The sequence below is a fragment of the Paenibacillus roseus genome (assembly GCF_016424485.1).
GTDB classification, from domain to species: domain Bacteria; phylum Bacillota; class Bacilli; order Paenibacillales; family Paenibacillaceae; genus Paenibacillus_D; species Paenibacillus_D roseus.
Genome location: NZ_JAELUP010000028.1, coordinates 1 through 15,223 on the forward strand (window position 1 = coordinate 1; position 15,223 = coordinate 15,223).

Consider the following 15,223-nt stretch of genomic DNA (forward strand, 5'->3'; position numbering starts at 1 on the left):
AATATTTACTAAAATAATTAAATAGGAATTTTTACCTATTTTAATAGTGACTCATTTATTTAGAGAGAAGCCGACCATTTACTGATCAACTGAAAAAAGGTAAAAGCATTAATCGATTTACCATGAAACAGATGTTCAGATTGGAAATTCTAGTACTTTTACATCCAAGGAAATTAAAAAAGTTCAAGATGACCTTATAAAGTTTGACATTTCAGAAGTTATTGATCTTATGAAACTGTGTGGATTGTTTAAGAAGAAGAGCACTGCTTCCAGCGAAGAGCCATTAAATTTTTAGGATGCGCCTGAAAATTAGAACATTCACTAAATATTTGACTATTTGATTAAAGATAAGCCTCTCGTATAATGTGGTAAGCGGTTACACAAACAACAGGAGGTGCAGAGATGAAATTAAAAAACAATGTTGCAAAAGAATTATGGACAAATCGATCTTACTATTTGATGGCGCTTCCAGGGCTGCTTATCTTGATCGCCTTTACTTATTTGCCTTATCCCGGAATGCTGATCGCGTTCAAAAATTTCAACCCCGTTCAAGGGATCTTCGGAAGTTCATGGAACGGACTCACCAACTTCAAGTTCATATTCAGCAATGACGATATTGCTCGAATTACCTTTAACACCTTCTGGATTAATGTCAACCAGATTTTGTGGGGTACAATACTTGCTGTAGTGTTCGCGATTTTATTGAATGAAATCAAGAATAACACCATGAAAAAATGGTTTCAAAGCATTTTGTTTTTACCTTATTTTTTCTCTTTCGTTATTGTAGGAAAGCTAATCTTGCTAATCTTCGGTAATGAAAATGGTCTTGCAAACGGTCTCATTCAATTTTTTAATGGAATGCCTAAAGAGTGGTATGCCGTACCCGATTATTGGGTGAAAATTATTGTATCTACGGGAGTATGGAAAAACGTCGGTTATTCCGTCATTATTTATCTCGCTGCCATTACGTCAATTAGTGAAGAAATGATGGAGGCCGCTTCTCTCGACGGCGCTTCCCGGATGCAAAAAATACGTTACATTATGCTGCCCAACCTGGTCCCGACGATCATTACATTGACGCTGCTGGCTATCGGCAGAATATTTTTCGGGGATTTTGCTCTCATCTATGCAATTGTGGAAAACAACGGTCTGCTGTATTCGACTACTGACGTTATTGAAACTTATATTTATCGCGCCTTAACCACTGGCGGACAGGAATACGGCATGATTACGGCCATTGGCATCTATCAGTCGATTCTTGGCTTCATCGTTGTTCTTGGAAGCAACTGGTTAGTAAAACGATACGATAAGGACTATTCATTATTTTAATCGCACGGAGGTGAGTATCATTGAAAACCAGATTTGGCTTGCTTGACCTTTTCATTTATGTCGTATTCACTGTCTTTGCACTTGTAACGCTGATACCCTTTACTTTGGCCATTATAGTATCATTTTCCGCCGAAAGCTCGGTTGTTATGAACGGATATAAGTTCATTCCTGATAAGTTCTCTTTAGATGCTTATAGGCTCGTCTTTCAGGACAGTATGGTATTTAATGCATACAAAGTAACCATTTTCGTGACAGTATTCGGAACGATCATTTCCTTGTTATTTTCATCCTTGCTTGGTTACATGATGTCCGTGCAAAAAGTCAAATATCGGAACGTCATTGCTTTTGTAATTTTTATCCCTATTGTTTTTGCTGCCGGACTCGTTCCCTGGTACATTGTAGTAACGAATGTTTTGCAATTGAAAAACACCATTTGGGCCTTGATTTTGCCCCTGGTTATTAATCCGTTCAATGTCTTTTTGCTACGAAACTATTACAAGTCAATCTCTCCAGCCCTTAGAGAATCTGCGGAAATCGACGGAGCAGGGCCATGGTATACATTCTTTAAAATTATGTTTCCATTATCCAAGCCAATTCTGGCAACCGTCGGCCTGTTCGCTTCCCTTAGTTACTGGAATGATTTCACGACGTCGCTGTGGCTCATCGATGACCGCAAGCTGTTCACCGTTCAGTTTTTACTATACCGGATCAACTCCATGATCGCTTACATGAGTCAGCATACCAATATGTCGGCCGTACAGCTGCCATCTGAAACCATTGTGTTTGCAATGTTTCTCATTACAATTGGTCCCATTATTCTGGTATACCCTTATGTACAAAAATATTTTGTTAAAGGTATTATGATTGGTTCAGTGAAAGGTTAACCCATATTATTTGGTTACCATAAATTACGAACAAGGAGCGATTACGTATGAAGAAAAAGAAGCCATTCAAAAGCAGTGTTATGATAGCCGTTATTTTAGCCTTTACTATGCTGGCAGGTTGCGGATCTTCCGACCCGGCATCTTCGGGAAATAAGGGGGGCGCAGACGCTTCCGGCGACAAGGAAGTCCGATTGAAAATATTATTTCCTGGCGATCCTCCCCGTGATTTTGATGCTGTAAATGCGGCAGTCTCCGAAAAGCTGAAAGCGGATGGACTGAATATCAAACTGGATTATACATTTGTACCTTGGGATTCATACTGGAATAAGCAAAGTCTGGTTGTCGCAGCCGGAGAAAGTTATGATCTTACCTGGACTCACGTCTCCAGAATATCGCAAAGCGTAAGCAAAAATATCTTGATGCCGCTTGATGACATTTTAGCTACAAACGGTCAAGAACTGAAGAAGGATATTTCAGACTTTGTATGGAAATCCGCACAAGTAAACGGCAAAATCTATGCCATTCCGAGAGTGGTTCCTTCTGCTCAAGCTGATTCTTTCCACATTCGAGGGGATCTTCGCAAAAAATACGGATTGCCGGAGATTAAAAACTCCAAGGATTTCGAGAACTACCTGGAAGCGATCAAACAAAATGAGCCTCAAATGACCCCTCTTGTAGGCGGAACCAGTGGTCTGATTAGAGAGCTGCAACCGAACTACTTTTTGAATGGGGAGTACATGAACAGCTTGTTCTACGTTGATGTTAACGAGCAACCATTAACAGTGAAAAATTTGTTCAAATCTCAGTTCTATGAAGATTTCGTCAATATTACTCGTGACTGGTACAAAAAAGGTTACATGCCAAAAGACCCTAACCTGTTCAAAGATGTGAATGGAAGCTTCACCCAAGGGAAAATGGCTGCAATGCCTTCCAATATCTTGCGTCCTACCGAGGTCATTGACGCTTTGAAAACGAATTTCCCTGAAGCAGAGCTTGAATTCGTACAATTTGATCCTGAAGGTCCGAGATATATCTTTACCAGCGCAGATAATTTATTAGCAGTTCTGGCTACAAGCAAACACCCTAACGAAGCGGTTGCATTAGTCAATTGGCTGCATAGCAGTCAGGAAAACTATGATTTGTTCACCCTTGGCGTTCAGGATGTGAACTATAAAGTTGACGGAGACAGTGTCACTTACGATGGAATTCCTGCCGACAAGCAATATTTCCCGATAAGCTGGGCATGGACTGATTTGAGATATAACAAATTCAGCAAATACCTGACGCAAGATCAGCTGGATTTCATCAAAAATTATGATCAAAACGCAATCAAAACTCCACTTATTGGCTTTGTCCTGGACACTGAACCTGTAAAAGGAGAACTGGCCAAGCTGTCTGCTATCGTTGCAGAGTATTCCCATAACGGACCGCTTATGAACGGACAAGTTGATTTCGCAACAGTGAAGGATCAATTCCTGAGCAGGCTGGATGCCGCAGGTATGGATAAAGTACTTGCCGAATATCAAAAGCAACTTGACGCCTTCTTGGCTGAACAAAAGTAAAATGAATTGACCAGCGGTAGGAACTCTATCCCGCTTCATAAGTACAACAACGCCCGCAGGATTCCGTGAAACGGTCCTGCGGGCGTTTTCATGAGGATCTGCGGGTAGGATTAGTTATAATAAATATTTTTATTAAATTACAAATTTATACAATTTAGGAAATAATCTTCTCCCCCATCGTCACCAAGCGACTCGCCGCTATACGCCATATTTTCTGTGACATCCGTGCTCCGATCATCAGACCAAAAGCGCGGCGTGCGGTTATGTACGATCTCAGCCAGCATCTCAACACGCTTTTGCAATTTATTTTACCATATCTTAACTCCCATCAGAAGCGATGCTCGTCTTTGAAAAGAAAAGGACAGCGCGGTCATCGCTCCGATGAATCCGACTGTCCTTGTTGTTTATGTCAAAAGGGGTTCTTTATGCGAGCGTGTCATACGATTTTCCTGATAAAGATCAAAGCGGAATCCTCTTCGAGCAAGTTCCCGATTAACAGGCCCTTCTTGGCCAGATATGCTCCCTGGCCGGTCCAATGCCTATCCTCGGAAAGCCATTGCAATTCGTAGCGATCCCCAGGGTTCAACCCTTGGAGTAGGATCGTTCGCGAAGCCTCAGAACGGTCCAGGCGAAACACAAACAGCAGATGCTCATCGCCTTCCGGCATCGCGTACTGGAATGCTGCCCACCGCTCTCCTTTTCCTTCCCGCTGCGGCTGCCCCGTCAACCGGTACATATCTCCCTCGCGAACGAAGCGTCTGACGACCGAACGATACAGGTCAATATGGAGGACCAGCCTTTCGCGAATGTGTCCGGGCAAATCTGGAAGCTTCTGAGACAATCCGAATCCGTGAAGCATAGCAATCCGGGTGTAATAATCGAATTGGCGCAGCGACAAAGCCGGATCGCCCGGGTTGAACTTCTGGTGCGGATGGTTGCCCAGCCAGTCGGAATAGCTCCAGTGAAGACTATTTTCCGGAGCGAGGAACGTCGTCGCCCCCCAGAAAACTTGCAGACTGTGCTCCGGCCAGTCGGGATCGCTCAGAAACGTCGTATGGGTATGCTGAAGAATGCCCAGATCGATTCGCAAGCCGCCGGAAGCGCAGTTTTCAAGCAGCACATGAGGATGCTTGCCGCGAATGCGGTCAAGCACGGCATAATAGCCGATATAATGCTCGTACAGCCCGTCTCCCGCTCCATGTCCGTGATGTTCACAATTACATCCGGCTCCCGGATCGAGGTTGAAATCCAGCTTGACCCAATCGCAATGGTAATCCGCGATTAGCTTGTCCAGCGTCTGGAACGCCCATTCCTGCACTTCGGGGTTGCCGAAGCACAAGTAGCCGAGCGATTCCCCGTCCCTCTTGGCAATATAGTCGGGGTGATCGTTCGCAAGGGCTGCCAGCTTCCCGACCGCTTCAATCTCGCACCATAGGCCGAATTTCATTCCTTTGCCGCGAACAACATCCGACAGCTTTCGTATGCCTCCCGGGAACCGGGAATCGTTGACCCGATCCCAATCCCCGCGATAATCATACCATTCCGTCGTGCCGTCAGAGGGGCCGAACCAACCGGCATCCAGGGTGCAAACCTCAATGCCGGCGGAGGCCGCCGCTTCGACGTTGGCAAGGAATGACTGCTCGTCTATCGTCTTATCTTCATAGCTCCACCAATGATTCCATTCCACCGGCAGCGAGCGGGACAGCTCGTTGCGGGGATACCAATAGTTCTTCCCCACTCGCGCGAGGGAAACCGATACGCTATTCAGATCGTTCCCGGAACCGAGGGCAAGCGCAACATGAACACTCTCCATCGACTCTCCGGGAGCAAGCGTCTTGAAGAACATCCAATCGTGGAGTCCCCCGGACAGCGCATAGAAATCTTCCTCCCGCTCGCAACGCAAAATCCAGTTGCCCGACCACATAGGGCAGACGGTCAAGAGGCCTTCGCCCTCACCCCGCTTCAACGTCATCCACGGGTGGCGATGTTTGGAGGAACGGCCTTGCTTCGTTTCCAGCACGATGGAATCGGTCAACGGCTCGGCAACGGGTGAAAATTCCGCGCCCCAGTCGCTTTCAAAAGAATGAACGGTCCATTCTTCATGGGGAAGAACGAGGTGAAAGGAGTCCACTCGATCGATCTTGATCGGCTGGCTCCCGACATTGCGAATGGCTATCCATTTCTTTGCCACTGCGCCTTCCTCATATAGAACAATATGGCTCTCGATTTCCAGGCCGGTCGGCAGGTGGAGAAAACGAAGGGTTGCCTCTTCGGCTCCCGATCCGTCAATATGCCGCTCCGCGCCCAATAAGCTGAGTCCCTCGGATTGCCCGTCGATCCTCGAGCCTTCCGCGTACACAGCGAAATCTAATCCCGAGCGATCTGCCGCCACCCATTCCGGCCCTCCGGGAAGGCCGAAGGAGCGCAGCGCTGCCCCTCGGGACAAGTCCATAACGTACCGAATGTTGCCGTTCGATAAATCTAGCGTCTGATTCATATCCTTAGCGCTCCTCTCCCAGCATGATGTTTGTCAACGACCCTAGCTTCTCAATTTCCACGGGAACGATATCGCCAGGACGCAAATAGGTCTGATCTTCTGAAATGAAGCAATTTCATTGTCCCGTTCCTCTTATCCTGTCACATTGCCGTCCGAATCGACAAAGTCCACCGAATCCAAATTTTCGTAGACGGACGCGACGATCGTACATTCCAGAGAGTCGCCAGGGGGCAGCACCATATGCGTTCCCCGCTTCATTCCTTCGTTCACGCTGAACGGATACCCCGTGCATGGCTCCAGCACGACGGTATTCAGCGAGCGCCACCCGCCGTACGAGGCGAATATCCAGCAGTGCGGCAGCACGTTCGCGTCGTAGGCGAGCGCGAAGCCGATCCGCTCCTTCGTGTGGGTAAGCGCGCACCAGCCCGCCGAAGTATCGATGGCGTACTGAAATTCGCTTGCGCCGGAGGATGCGGGAAGCACTTGACGCATATCCCATTGTTTTCCCGTTTCGTCCAGCGCGTACGGCCATTCATATGTTCGCCCGGTAAAGCCGGCGCGAGGGGAGCCGAACTCTTCGACATAGACGGTGCGCGCCGGAAGATCGATACGGGAATGCTCATCCACCGCCAACGCCGCATGCAGCTTCCATAGAAAAGGCAGGCTGCGGCTGCTTTCATTCGCGATTCGGTGGCGAAACCGCAGTTTCGCCTCCCCTGCCCGCAGCGTAACGGTTTTCTCTACCCGGCAGACGCTGATTGGCGTATCCGTCCACAACCTGACCATGACTTCATCCGGCCCGACCTTCTCAAGCGCATACTGCCATGGAAGCGTCCACAACTCGCCATGGTCCGGGAACGCTTCGCCTTCGATCAGTTCGGGACTGTCGTTCGGGAACAACTCGTCCCAGCCTCCGAAAAATTGATCGTCGTACACCGCATGAAACGGCAGCTCCTTCGGCTTCAGCCGGGGATTGTTCCACAGCAGGTCCTTGCCTTTTGGCTTGTAGGTCAGCTGCCATATTTTCGCCCCCAAGGCGGGCATGATCACGACTTTTAGAAGATCATTTTCCAGAATAATCGTCCCAATGCCGCGGTAATTCCAATCCGTGTCCACCCTAACCGTCATTGATCGGTCTCCTTTCGTTCAGTAGTCGGCTATCGTCTTAAGCAAATCTTCGCGAAGCGGAGTGAACACTTCCAGCACGATTGAATCTTCAAGGGCCACAACTGAATGAACGACATTGCCGGGGACGACGATCTGTTCCCCGGGACCGATCTCATGTACAGCCTCGTCAAGCGATAGCGTCAAGCGGCCGCTAAAAACGAAAGTTATCTGTTCGTGCGGATGGGAATGCGCCGTGCCTAAAGAACCGGCCTTAAAGGAAATCATCATGCTCATCATGCTGTCGGCCGGATTGAATATCTTCCTCGTAATGCCCTCGCCAGCAGAATGCCACTCTCCAAATTGGGTCATGCTTCGTCCCCTCCCGGCTTCAACAAAACTTTAGAGATGCTGCCCGGTCGTCTGATCAACAGGTCAAACCAGGCCTCCCCTTCCTCCAGCGGCGCCTCGATAATACCTTCGGACAACCCGATCCGTCCTTCCTCCAGCCAGCGCAGCGCTGTGCGGAAATTCGCTTCGGAATAGGCGAATGCGCCAGTCAGGCGAATTTCGCTGCGGATAATCGCATTGATATGCAGCGAGCTTTCTTCCTCGTGCAAGCCGGTGAACACAACGCGGCCGCCCGGGGCGCAGGCTTGCACGCATTGGCGGCGGGTCGCTTCCGCGCCCACGGCATCTATGGCGATGTCTACACCGCGGCCGTCCGCAAGCTTCCGCAACAATTCCACCGTATCGCCATCATCCGGGCAGAACGTGTTCGCCGCGCCGAGCCTGGAGGCGATCGCTAGCCGATCCCGGTTCCGGTCGACCGCAATGATTGCTCTGACGCCATATTGCCGAAGCGCTTGCATAATCAGCATGCCGATCGGTCCCATCCCGATGACGACGACCGTATCCGTCGGCTTGGGCTCCGCCAGCTCCGCTGCCCGGACGGCACAGGCCGCAGGCTCGACGAAAGCCGCTTCCCGCAAGGAAAGGCTGTCGGAAATTTTGTGAACGAAAGCCGCCGGAACGGCGACGTATTCCGCGTTAGAGCCTGGCAATGCGGCGGACAACAGCTTGCGGCCCGTGCAAAGCTGCTGACTGCCGGCCAGACAATACGTGCACCGTCCACATGTGACGAGTGGATTTGCGGTTACCCGGTCGCCAAGCGACCATCCGGCAGTCAATGCGCGTTCTCCCATTGCCGCGATCGTGCCCGAGAACTCGTGGCCGAATATAAGCGGCGGCTGGCGCAACGAATTTTCGCCGAGAAAACCGCTCAGTTCCGACCCGCATATTCCCGAGTATGCAACTTGAATCACAATATCGTCTTCTCCCGGAACCGGTTTGTCCGTCTGTCGGACCGCCATCTTCATCGGGCCTTCGTATATTAACGCTTTCATCCCGACTCCCTCCGTCAAAACGTAATCGACAGTCCGCCGTCTACTGGCAGCACCGCTCCACAAATATAAGAAGCATCTTCCGACGCAAGAAAGGCAATCGCCGCCGCCGCTTCACCCCGCTGACCCTGTCTTCGCTGCGGAATTTTGCGCCGACCGACATAAATATCCTTGAACCAATCCGTCTCATGCTCGGGGACGCCGTCCACAATCGACATTGGGGTCTCAATAAAGCCGAGGGCGACGGAATTGACCCGAATCCCGTAGTCCATCAGCTCCAGCGCGGTATTTCTCGTCAACTGATCCAAGGCGCCTTTGGCTGCATTGTAAGCTGAAGAATCCTCCAACGCGCGATTTCCGTTAATCGACGAGACGTTGATGATGGCGCCTTTCGTACCGGTATCGACCATCAGCTTCGCGGCTTCCTGCGTGCAGAGCCAGGCACCGTCCACGATAATGTCGAACGTTTTTCGCCATCTGGCTCTTTCTGCGCCGAGAAATGGGAGCGGCTCGAACGCCGCGGCGTTGTTCACCAGAATGTCGAGCCTTCCGTATTGACTTCGTATCGTTCGAAACAGCTCGCTAACCGCGCTCTCGTCGGAAATGTCGCATGGGATAAAATCAACGTTCAAGCCTTGGGCGCGCAGCGTCCTGGCGGCGCTTCCACCCACATCGGGACGTCTGCCGACGATGACGACCTGCCCTGCACCCTCGCACGCGAACCGTTCCGCCACGGCGTATCCGACACCGGTCGCCCCACCGGTGACAAGCGCCGTCTTCCCTTCGAATCTTCGCATTTCGTTCATCGTTCTCCGCCTCCATAGTGTCCGGAATCATTTTACCCGATAGTTCTCCAGCACGCTTTCGTTGATCGTAATACCAAGGCCCGGACGATCAGGCACGTAAACGAAGCCGTCCAGGAACTCGATTTTCTCGTCCACCAGATCACGCGCCAAAGGAGAGGTAGAAACTGTATGCTCGATCAAGAAGCCGTTAGGCAAGGATGCCGTAAAATGAGTGCTGGCCGCCACCAGAACGCCTGTCTTAAAGGCGTGCGGCACGACTTTCTTATGCCTTTCATAGGCAAGGTGGGCGATTCGCTTCCCTTCCGTTAATCCCCCGCAGCGGCCAAGGTCCGGCTGAATGATGTCCAGATGGCCTTCGTCAAGCAGCGTCCGGAATGCGGAGCAGCCGCTCTCTTGCTCCCCTCCGGCAATATAGAGGCTCGTCCGGTCGGAAAGCTCCCGGTATCCGGCGATATCCTGAGGATGAAGCGGCTCCTCCAGCCAATACACGCCGTACTTCTCGTAGATTTCGGCCATTTTGAGAGCGCCTTTCAAATCCCAAGCCAGCCCTCCGTCTATCATAATGTCGATGTCAGCGCCTATAGCTTCACGAATCGCGCGAATTTGTGCTTCGTCGAATCGGGCGTCGCGGCCGATCGGCCCCCAGCCGAACTTCATCGCCTTGTACCCCTGAGAAGCGTAACGCTCGGCAAGAATCGCCGCTTCGTCCACTGTTTCCGGCATAAGCGAGCTGGCATACGCTTTCAGCCTCTGGTGATACGTTCCGCCCAGCATTTCGGATACAGGACGGGCGGCGTGCTTGCCCTTGATGTCCCATAAAGCCATGTCGATGCCGCTAATCGCATGGAGTGCCGGTCCTCCGCGGCCGAAATAGATCGTTCCCCGATACATTTTATCCCAAAGCCGGTCCGTTTCCAGCGGATTCTCTCCAATGAGCAAGCTTCTGAGCCCGGTTGCGATCGAGTGCGACGCCGGGGCGTCGATGGCGGCTTTCGCGACAAGGGGAACAGAGTCCACTTCGCCAATGCCCGTAATTCCCTCATCGGTATGAATGCGGATAATAAGAGTATCTTGCGTGCCGTCGCATTTGGCGGCGTCCAGATCGGGTATTCTCAGGTAGATCGCTTCAACCTCGGTAATTTTCATGTCGCGTTTCCTCCATTGCCCGAATGGAGAAGCTTCGGGTCTCTGTTATTTGACGGCTCCCATCGTGATGCCTTTTTGAATCTGGTTTTGAAACAGCAGGAAAATGACGATGACCGGCACGCTGTTGAGGAGCAGCCCGGACATCAGCATAGGGTAATTTTTACGCACCCCCCCGCTCAGAGTCGCTACCGCCACCGTCATCGTCTGCTTTGACGAATCCTGAAGAAACAGCATCGCATACAGCAGCTCATTCCAAAATCCGAGAAAGTTTAAAATCGCCAACGTAACGACAGCCGGCATAACCATCGGCAGGACGACGCGCCAATAGATGCCCAAAACGCCTGCGCCATCGATTTTGGCCGCTTCCATCAAATCCTTCGGAATCGCCCTCGTGCTGGCCGTCAACAGGAAAGCGGCAAACGGAATTGATGTCGTCGTATAGAACAAAATAACGGAGAGGTAGTTGTTGATCAGACCGAAATCGGCCATAAGCCGATATACGGGAATAATCAGCACTTGCCCCGGCACCATCATGCACGCCACCACGAGCACGAACAGCAGCTTGCTGCCCCTGAAGTCGAACTTTGCGAAGCCGTACCCGGCCATCGTCGTAATGAGCAGCGACAAAGCTACCGCGCTGACTGCCACGATCAGAGAGTTCATGCCTAGAAGCGGAATGTTGAACCTGTCGAAGATCATCCCGAAATTGCGGGTAAACAGCGTATGCGGAAGCCCGAACATGTTGCTTAGATATTCCGTCCTGCTCTTCAAGGAAGTGAGTATCATATAGAGAATCGGAAATAGCGTGGAGCAGGCAAGCAGCGCCATCAGCAGAAAAATAAGCCATTGAGCCCAGCGGGCCGATCTTAGCGCCGTCATCTTTATTCCTCCTCGTTGCCGGAAGCCGCGAATAAGCGGGCCTGCAGCCGGCTAATGACGAATACAATCGCGAACATGATAATCGCCAGCGCCGATGCCGATCCGACCTCGTTCGATTGAAAAGCTTTGCGGTACAGCAAGTATTCGATCACGGTGCTTTCGTACCCGGGACCTCCGCTGGTCATAACGAAAATGTAGCTGAACAAGGACGTAAAAGCGTAAATGATATTAAGCAAAATATTAAGCTGAATAACGCTCTTGATCATCGGAATTGTAATGTAAAACAATCGGCGAAACCATCCCGCCCCGTCCAGAACGGCCGATTCCTGTACGTCGTTCGGAACGGAGGAAAGTCCAGCTAAATAAATCAGCACGGCCGAGCCGAACCCCGCCCAGTTGATAATCAAAATAATGGCCGGAATCGAGGTTGTTCCTTGCGCGAGCCAATCGAGCGCGAGCGCATCCAGTCCGACGCTCCTCAATATTTCGTTGAATGGTCCGTTGTAATTCAGGAACGCAGTAAACAGCACGCCGACCACAGCGGTAGAAAGCACTGAAGGGAAAAAGAACGCGGATTTAAAAAACTTCCACCCCTTCACTTCCTCGTGCAATAGCACCGCGATCAAAAGCGGAAAGATCGTCCAGACCGGAACGCCGACAAGGAGAAAATAAAGGTTGTTTTTCAGTACGGTCCAAAATTCCTTCGAACGGAAAAGCTCCACATAGTTTTGGAGCCCCACCCAAGAAGCCGCTCCTCTGCCATCCCACGAGGTTAGGCTGTAGTATGCAACCTGGACAATCGGAAAAACTAGAAATATAAGAAGGAACAGCAGGATAGGGGCTATGAACACATAACCCCAACGGGCTTCCGCCGGCCTCCGAACGGCCGCCTCATTTTTTCGCATGGTCATCCCCGCTTTCCCTGACCAAAACGATGAGTGGACGAGGCTGCTCGTCGCCCTCCGTCGCTTGGCATTTACTTGATTTTCGCATCAATGCTCTTGGCCATTTCATCTACCGTAGTTTTGCTATAGACGACAGCAGAAGCCAATTTGTAAAACTCTCCGGCAGCATCGGCCGAGATCAGGGCGTCGAAGCCAAGACCCGTTTTGCTAGTTTTAATCCATTCCAGCGCCTGCTTCGTTATCGGATTGGTAATTTGGGACAAGTCAGCAGAAGTATTGGAAGGAATATCTCCCGTATCCTTGTAATAATCGATTTGGAACTGGCCGCTCGTAATAAACTTGGCGAATTTGGCAGCAATGTCGGGATACTTGCTAAACTTCGTAACGGAAATATTGGAGCCGGGTTGCGAGACCAAATAATCGGCGTAAGGCGCATCGGCGGAAATGGCCGGGAACTGGATCGTACCCAGATCGTCGCCAAGTTGCGTCGTCAAATCATTAATCGTCCAACTTCCGTTAACCGTCATCGCGGCGCCGCTGTCGGCAAATTGCTGCATCGAGTCCCAGGCGCCCAACGTTACGAAATCCTTGTTCGTATACTTTTTGTCGTACACTTGCTTCCATGTTCCCATTGCTTTCTTGAACTCCGGACTATCAAATTTTTGTTCGCCAGTACGCAGCTTTAGAATGCCTTCAGGACCGATCTCATCGAGCAAAAGCTCGCTTACCGCCCAAGTGGAAACGTATCCTTCCTTCTCGCCGACATAAAGCGGCGTCACGCCGCCTTGCTTCAATCTTTCGCACAGCTTCATAAATTCGTCCCATGTTTTGACGCTCGTCGGCAATTCAACACCCGCCTTTTTGAACGCCGCCTTATTGTAGAAAATATGATAGGTCGTCACGTTGTAAGGAAGCGCTTGGACTTGACCGTCCGGCTTGTAGTCGGTTTTTGCGATATCCAGTCCGCTATATTGCGCTTTTTCTTCATTCGTCAAGTACGGGTCGAGCGGAACGAGCAAATGTTTGAAGTCATTCGTCGCGCCGCCGGCCCATAGTCCGATCAGATCGGGGCCATCTTTGGAAACAGAAGCCGCTTTCAACAACGTTGCGATATTATCGGCGGGCTTGTCCACGACTTCAATTGTAACGCCGGGGTTTTCTTCCTCGAATTTTTTGACGTATCGGAAAAGGGCAAGCTCGTCTTTCTTTTTCGTCCCCGTATCATCGGTCGATTTCAATCCGTTATTCCAGAACACCAGCTTGACGGACTCCGAAGGAGCCGAGCCGCTCGGTGGCGTCGAAGGCGTAGAGGAAGTATTGCCGCCCTTTCCGCTGCAACCTGCCAATAAACCGACAACCAATGCGACAACCGCTAATATACTCGCCGTTTTTTTCCAATGATTCGATTTCAATGTAGAACCCTCCTTGAAGTATAGTTTTGACTGAAAAGGGTTGAATTATTTTAAAGCGCTTACATGTTTCTGATCTCATTCTATCTCCGATAAATGTATATTGTCAACAATATTTATTTGACTAAATTCTAGTATATTGTCGACAAAAACCATTGTCGTGTGTTTTTTCGAAGTTCGGATTATAATGAATGTATAGTGTCGACAGGCAACGTCGTACCACAGAGATAAGGAGATTATTATGAGCCAGCATCCATTTATGTTTAAGCAGCAAGCCAATACCTCACTTCGGGAGAAGGTCACTAACGATTTGCGGGAAGCGATTCTAAACGGCCATCTGGCTCCTGGCTCCCGGGTCAAGGAGATGGAGGTCGCAGAGCAGATGGGCGTCAGCCGCGGTCCGATTAGGGAAGCGATTCGTCAGTTGGAGCGGGAGGGTCTTCTAATTTCCTATCCCTACAAGGAAACCGTCGTTGCGGATTTGGACGCAGAGGAAGTTCGCAACATTCTTATTCCGATTCGGCATCATATCGAATGGTTCGTCGTGCAGCGTTATTTACATGAGATGGACCAGAAGTTTTTCGCGGCTATGCAAGCGATCGTGGACGAGATGCGGGAAGCGGCCTTGAATGGGGAAAACCTTCGGCTGGTCGATCTGGACATCCAGTTCCACCAAACAATATTAGAGCTTGCGAACGAGCGTACCGTTCTGTTGACCTGGCAAAGCATCGTCAATCAGATTCGGCTTCATTTTTCCAAAAACCTGCCTTACTACCAGTTGGACCATTTCGAGAAAGATCACCAGGAACTGCTGGATGCGATACGCTCCAAAGACTTGCCGAAGATTCAGGGGGCCATTGCCAAACATCTGGACAGTGACGATAATCTACTATGCTTCGATCGTCCTCTTAGATAAATGCGCCCGGCGCCCTCATCCGCAGAATGATTTAAAATCGACAATTCAAACGAGAACCCGGGGCGCGCTTATTTTTGCAGGAATGGTTTGTTCCCCGGATTCCCCTTTTAAATCGCACCTCCATTCCAACACCTCTGGAAAGCAGCTTATAATGATAATCGATGATTTTCCTACTTCCTCATCCTGCGTTTTAGCCAAAACTTCAGCCCTTTGAACATACAATAAATGGACAATCCAATTTTCCAGCTCACACAATCATTACGCTGTCCGCATACTTCTGGAGCTATCATTGCGATTTTTCTGTCAATTATCTGAGAAAATGTCACCTTAATTTGTCTATGAAAATGTCACTTTCATCGCAGTCCGAGCCCGTTTTAAGGGGC

General features: G+C 50.1%; 13 protein-coding genes. 4 read left to right on the top strand and 9 right to left on the bottom strand.

Going from position 1 to position 15,223, the window contains the following annotated elements; all coding sequences use genetic code 11:
* Positions 1–402 precede the first annotated feature (402 nt).
* From JFN88_RS09205 to JFN88_RS09215, 3 genes are read left to right on the top strand one after another with little or no spacing between them, the layout of a single operon-like run.
* Positions 403–1,329 carry an ABC transporter permease gene (locus JFN88_RS09205; RefSeq protein ID WP_199019039.1) on the top strand — a complete coding sequence of 309 codons (927 nt, stop codon included), beginning with the start codon at positions 403–405 and terminating at the stop codon, positions 1,327–1,329.
* A 20-nt stretch (positions 1,330–1,349) separates the two neighbouring features.
* A complete protein-coding gene (locus tag JFN88_RS09210; RefSeq protein WP_199019040.1) occupies positions 1,350–2,213 on the top strand; it encodes a carbohydrate ABC transporter permease in 864 nt (287 codons plus the stop codon).
* 47 nt (positions 2,214–2,260) lie between these two features.
* Complete coding sequence (locus JFN88_RS09215; protein WP_199019041.1) at positions 2,261–3,775, top strand: extracellular solute-binding protein; 1,515 nt, start codon at positions 2,261–2,263, stop codon at positions 3,773–3,775.
* A 436-nt stretch (positions 3,776–4,211) separates the two neighbouring features.
* On the opposite strand, the gene JFN88_RS09220 is transcribed toward JFN88_RS09215, so the two are convergent.
* From JFN88_RS09220 to JFN88_RS09260, 9 genes are all read right to left on the bottom strand, one after another.
* Positions 4,212–6,272, bottom strand: a complete 2,061-nt coding sequence (locus JFN88_RS09220) for an alpha-galactosidase (RefSeq protein ID WP_199019042.1) — start codon at positions 6,270–6,272, stop codon at positions 4,212–4,214.
* A 132-nt stretch (positions 6,273–6,404) separates the two neighbouring features.
* Positions 6,405–7,400, bottom strand: a complete 996-nt coding sequence (locus JFN88_RS09225) for a DUF5107 domain-containing protein (RefSeq protein WP_199019043.1) — start codon at positions 7,398–7,400, stop codon at positions 6,405–6,407.
* A gap of 18 nt (positions 7,401–7,418) precedes the next feature.
* Positions 7,419–7,748 (bottom strand): cupin domain-containing protein, encoded by a 330-nt coding sequence (locus tag JFN88_RS09230; RefSeq protein WP_199019044.1) that lies wholly within the window; start codon positions 7,746–7,748, stop codon positions 7,419–7,421.
* Positions 7,745–8,782 (bottom strand): zinc-dependent alcohol dehydrogenase, encoded by a 1,038-nt coding sequence (locus tag JFN88_RS09235; protein WP_199019045.1) that lies wholly within the window; start codon positions 8,780–8,782, stop codon positions 7,745–7,747. Before JFN88_RS09235 ends, JFN88_RS09230 begins: the two co-directional genes overlap by 4 nt.
* Positions 8,783–8,796: 14 nt before the next feature.
* Entirely contained in the window at positions 8,797–9,585 is a 789-nt protein-coding gene (locus JFN88_RS09240) for an SDR family NAD(P)-dependent oxidoreductase (protein ID WP_199019046.1), read from the bottom strand.
* A 27-nt stretch (positions 9,586–9,612) separates the two neighbouring features.
* Positions 9,613–10,731: a mandelate racemase/muconate lactonizing enzyme family protein gene (locus JFN88_RS09245; RefSeq protein ID WP_199019047.1), complete on the bottom strand. Its 1,119-nt coding sequence runs from the start codon at positions 10,729–10,731 to the stop codon at positions 9,613–9,615.
* A 45-nt stretch (positions 10,732–10,776) separates the two neighbouring features.
* Positions 10,777–11,610 (bottom strand): carbohydrate ABC transporter permease, encoded by an 834-nt coding sequence (locus JFN88_RS09250; protein WP_199019048.1) that lies wholly within the window; start codon positions 11,608–11,610, stop codon positions 10,777–10,779.
* A gap of 2 nt (positions 11,611–11,612) precedes the next feature.
* Positions 11,613–12,515 (bottom strand): carbohydrate ABC transporter permease, encoded by a 903-nt coding sequence (locus tag JFN88_RS09255; RefSeq protein ID WP_199019049.1) that lies wholly within the window; start codon positions 12,513–12,515, stop codon positions 11,613–11,615.
* 71 nt (positions 12,516–12,586) lie between these two features.
* Positions 12,587–13,927 carry an ABC transporter substrate-binding protein gene (locus JFN88_RS09260; RefSeq protein ID WP_199019050.1) on the bottom strand — a complete coding sequence of 447 codons (1,341 nt, stop codon included), beginning with the start codon at positions 13,925–13,927 and terminating at the stop codon, positions 12,587–12,589.
* Between the two features lie 238 nt (positions 13,928–14,165).
* Between JFN88_RS09260 and JFN88_RS09265 the strand changes: the two genes are divergently transcribed.
* Complete coding sequence (locus tag JFN88_RS09265) at positions 14,166–14,840, top strand: GntR family transcriptional regulator (RefSeq protein ID WP_199019051.1); 675 nt, start codon at positions 14,166–14,168, stop codon at positions 14,838–14,840.
* Positions 14,841–15,223 lie beyond the last annotated feature (383 nt).

Bases quoted from the DNA above. Each gene is read 5' to 3' on its own strand.
- JFN88_RS09255 (WP_199019049.1), bottom strand. From the start codon at position 12,515: ATGCGAAAAAATGAGGCGGCCGTTCGGAGGCCGGCGGAAGCCCGTTGG.
- JFN88_RS09235 (WP_199019045.1), bottom strand. From the start codon at position 8,782: ATGAAAGCGTTAATATACGAAGGCCCGATGAAGATGGCGGTCCGACAG.
- JFN88_RS09245 (WP_199019047.1), bottom strand. From the start codon at position 10,731: ATGAAAATTACCGAGGTTGAAGCGATCTACCTGAGAATACCCGATCTG.
- JFN88_RS09240 (WP_199019046.1), bottom strand. From the start codon at position 9,585: ATGAACGAAATGCGAAGATTCGAAGGGAAGACGGCGCTTGTCACCGGT.
- JFN88_RS09220 (WP_199019042.1), bottom strand. From the start codon at position 6,272: ATGAATCAGACGCTAGATTTATCGAACGGCAACATTCGGTACGTTATG.
- JFN88_RS09215 (WP_199019041.1), top strand. From the start codon at position 2,261: ATGAAGAAAAAGAAGCCATTCAAAAGCAGTGTTATGATAGCCGTTATT.
- JFN88_RS09230 (WP_199019044.1), bottom strand. From the start codon at position 7,748: ATGACCCAATTTGGAGAGTGGCATTCTGCTGGCGAGGGCATTACGAGG.
- JFN88_RS09225 (WP_199019043.1), bottom strand. From the start codon at position 7,400: ATGACGGTTAGGGTGGACACGGATTGGAATTACCGCGGCATTGGGACG.
- JFN88_RS09250 (WP_199019048.1), bottom strand. From the start codon at position 11,610: ATGACGGCGCTAAGATCGGCCCGCTGGGCTCAATGGCTTATTTTTCTG.
- JFN88_RS09265 (WP_199019051.1), top strand. From the start codon at position 14,166: ATGAGCCAGCATCCATTTATGTTTAAGCAGCAAGCCAATACCTCACTT.
- JFN88_RS09205 (WP_199019039.1), top strand. From the start codon at position 403: ATGAAATTAAAAAACAATGTTGCAAAAGAATTATGGACAAATCGATCT.